The organism is Stenotrophomonas sp. UBA7606, from assembly GCF_002477705.1.
In the GTDB taxonomy this organism is placed as follows: domain Bacteria; phylum Pseudomonadota; class Gammaproteobacteria; order Xanthomonadales; family Xanthomonadaceae; genus Stenotrophomonas.
The window spans coordinates 1-2,957 of the sequence record NZ_DLJW01000115.1 but is presented as its reverse complement, the minus strand read 5'-3'; the positions used below and the strand labels follow the sequence as shown (position 1 = coordinate 2,957).

Sequence of the window (2,957 nt, the reverse complement as noted above, 5' to 3'; positions counted from 1 at the left end):
CATGGCTCGGCACTACATCGTTATCACCTCGCTTGAGCAGCCCGCTTAGCCCCCTCCCTTTCGCGCAGCGAAGGGGAGGGTTGGGGAGGGGTGCTTTTGACCAGGTAGAGCCGAGCCATGCTCGGCTGGGGCCTTACTGGGAAAGCTCCTGCCGAGCATGGCTCGGCACTACATCGTTATCATTCGCTTGAGCAGACGCTTAGCTCCCTCCCTTTCGCGCAGCGAAGGGGAGGGTTGGGGAGGGGTGCTTTTGACCAGGTAGAGCCGAGCCATGCTCGGCTGGGGCCTTACTGGGAAAGCCTCTGCCGAGCATGGCTCGGCACTACATCGTTATCACTCGCTTGAGCAGCCGCTTAGCCCCCTTCCTTTCGCGCAGCGATGGGGAGGTTGGGGAGGGGTGCTTTTGACCAGGCAGAGCCGAGCCATGCTCGGCTGGGGCCTTACTGGGAAAGCCTCTGCCGAGCATGGCTCGGCACTACATCGTTATCACCTCGCTTGAGCAGCCGCTTAGCCCCCTCCCTTTCGCGCAGCGAAGGGGAGGGCTGGGGAGGGGTGCTTTTGACCTGGTAGAGCCGAGCCATGCTCGGCTGGGGCCTTACTGGGAAAGCTCCTGCCGAGCATGGCTCGGCACTACATCTTCATCGCTCGCTTGAGCAGCCGCTTAGCCCCCTTCCTTTCGCGCAGCGAAGGGGAGGGACAAACCCATCACTCCATCTCGTTCGGATCCGCCTTCCAATACCCGGTGGCGCGGATCCACTCCTTCGGCACCTGCAGATGCCCCTCAACAAACTTGCGCATCATCCGCGCACGCTTGGACTCGGTGGCAATCCAGTAATGCGCATCGCCATCAGGCTGCTCGAAGTCCACCAAGGCGTCTTCCAGCAAGGTACTGCTGGCCGCATCAAAGCCATTGCGCTCAAACCACGACACGGTCACCTGCGCCGCGCTTTCCAGCGGCTGCCGGTCGCCTTCTTCGGGGATCTCGATGAACACCTCGGCGACTGCACCTTCCGGTAGTTCTTCCAGCCGCCGCGCGATCGCCGGCAAGGCCGTCTCATCGCCGATAAGCACATAGCAGTCGAAGTCATCGGCCACCACATGCGAGCCACGCGGGCCAGCAACCACCAGCGCATCGCCGACCTTGGCATTGGCCGCCCAGCTGGTGGCCGGGCCATCGCCATGCAGTACGAAGTCCAGTACCAGTTCGCCGGCGTCGGCATCGTAGAAACGCGGCGTGTAATCGCGCGCCGGTGAAGGCTGCTTGCCTTCCGGGTAGCGCGGGCCGTGCTCGGTGAGCTCAGGCAAGACAAACTCGCCCTCGGCATTGGCAAAAAACAGCTTGACGTGATCGTCCGGCGAGCGGCTGTCAAAGCCTTCCAGTGCCTCGCCGCCTACAACAACACGCTGCATGTTCGGGGTCAGGCGTTCGCTGCGCAACACCTGCAGCTGGCGGAAACGCGGGGTCATGCGGATCAATTGGGTTTCATGCTGTGACATGGGGTACCTGGGGTCAGTGTCGGCAAGGCCGGGATGACCTGGCTGGATCGCTCTGGCTGGGTCGTAATGAACAACGGTGGTGCGAATCAGTTTTCCTGCGGCTGCTGCTGTACCAGCGCGGTCGCCTCTGCAATCAGGCTGGCGATGCGCGCGACATCGGCGTCCTGCCAATCCCCTTTGCGCAACATCAACGAATGAGTGAACTGGTGCATGGCATCGCGCAGCGGCGCCGGCAGGCTTTCCCTGGCGATGACGCGCGAATTGTGGCGTGCACGCATGCGCGCGGTTTCCACCTCCTCGGCGCGCAGCTTGAGCTGGGCCAGGCCCAGGCTGGTGATGTGGTAGCGCTTGCGCCCGCCGTCTTCCTCGGCGCTTACCCAGCGCTGCTTCTCGAAATCGGCCAGCAGCGGATACACCGAGCCCGCGCTGGGCGTGTAGACGCGCACGAACATCTCGCTGATCTGCTGGATCAGCTCATAACCGTGGCGTGGCTGCTCGCCGATCAACGACAGCAGCAACAGGCGCAGATCGCCACGGCCCAAGGGGCGCGGGGTGGGGGAGCGACGGAGGTCCGGGCTGTTCATGGGAGTTTTCGATATATCGAATTTGCGCAAAACGATATATCGAAAACTCTTCCAGTGCAAACGTAATCACTTCTCATGGGACGGTGCAGACCAGCTGGGCTTGCATTCAGCGCCAGATGCTGCATTGCAGCATCGGCCTGCTGTCACCGGCCTGGCCATTGCCGATGGCAACGTCGGCCGCTGTTTCGCGCCATAAAGCGCCAGTGCCGGGCAAGGCGGCTGTCTCCGGCTGTCCACTCCCGGGTAGGGGGCGTGTCGCGAATTGTCTTGCAGACACTGGCTTTTACCGCTCCATACGTATGCGTAGCCAGCTTTGAGGCATGGCGGTTGCGCTACACTTTGGGGCTCAAAACAACGACAAGCGCGCGCGTGCGTGCAGTAACTGGGAGCGCTAATGAACTGGTTGAACGAGGTGCTGAACAACGACACGAATCCCCTGGAAACCCAGGAGTGGATCGAGTCGTTGAAGGCCGTTATCGATGTCGAGGGCCCCGAGCGCGCGCATCAGTTGCTGGAAGGCATGGTTGAACTGACCCGTCGTTCGGGTGCATTCCTGCCGTTCTCGCCCACCACCGAATACGTCAACACCATCGAGCCGCAGCTGGAGGCCAAGAGCCCGGGCAATGCGGAACTGGAATGGCGCATTCGTTCCATCATCCGTTGGAACGCCATGGCTACCGTGGTGCGTGCCAACCGCAAGCCCGGCGACCTGGGCGGCCACATCGCCTCGTTCGCCTCCGGCGCCACCCTGTATGACGTGGGCTTCAACCACTTCTGGCGCGCCCCGAGCGACAACCACCCGGGCGACCTGCTGTTCATCCAGGGCCACAGCGCCCCGGGTATCTATGCGCGCTCCTTCCTGGAAGGCCGCATCGA

At 62.5% G+C, this 2,957-nt stretch carries 2 protein-coding genes and 1 pseudogene; 1 reads left to right on the top strand and 2 read right to left on the bottom strand.

Translation table 11 applies throughout. The annotated features are described in order from the left end of the window. Positions 1-705: 705 nt before the first annotated feature. Positions 706-1,497, bottom strand: a complete 792-nt coding sequence (locus B2527_RS15200) for a siderophore-interacting protein (RefSeq protein ID WP_293715404.1) — start codon at positions 1,495-1,497, stop codon at positions 706-708. An 86-nt stretch (positions 1,498-1,583) separates the two neighbouring features. Beyond that, positions 1,584-2,081 (bottom strand): PadR family transcriptional regulator, encoded by a 498-nt coding sequence (locus B2527_RS15195; RefSeq protein ID WP_293715401.1) that lies wholly within the window; start codon positions 2,079-2,081, stop codon positions 1,584-1,586. A gap of 394 nt (positions 2,082-2,475) precedes the next feature. Here B2527_RS15195 and aceE point away from each other — a divergent pair. Next, positions 2,476-2,957 (top strand): annotated as a pseudogene (aceE, locus tag B2527_RS15190) (pyruvate dehydrogenase (acetyl-transferring), homodimeric type); the annotation flags it as partial.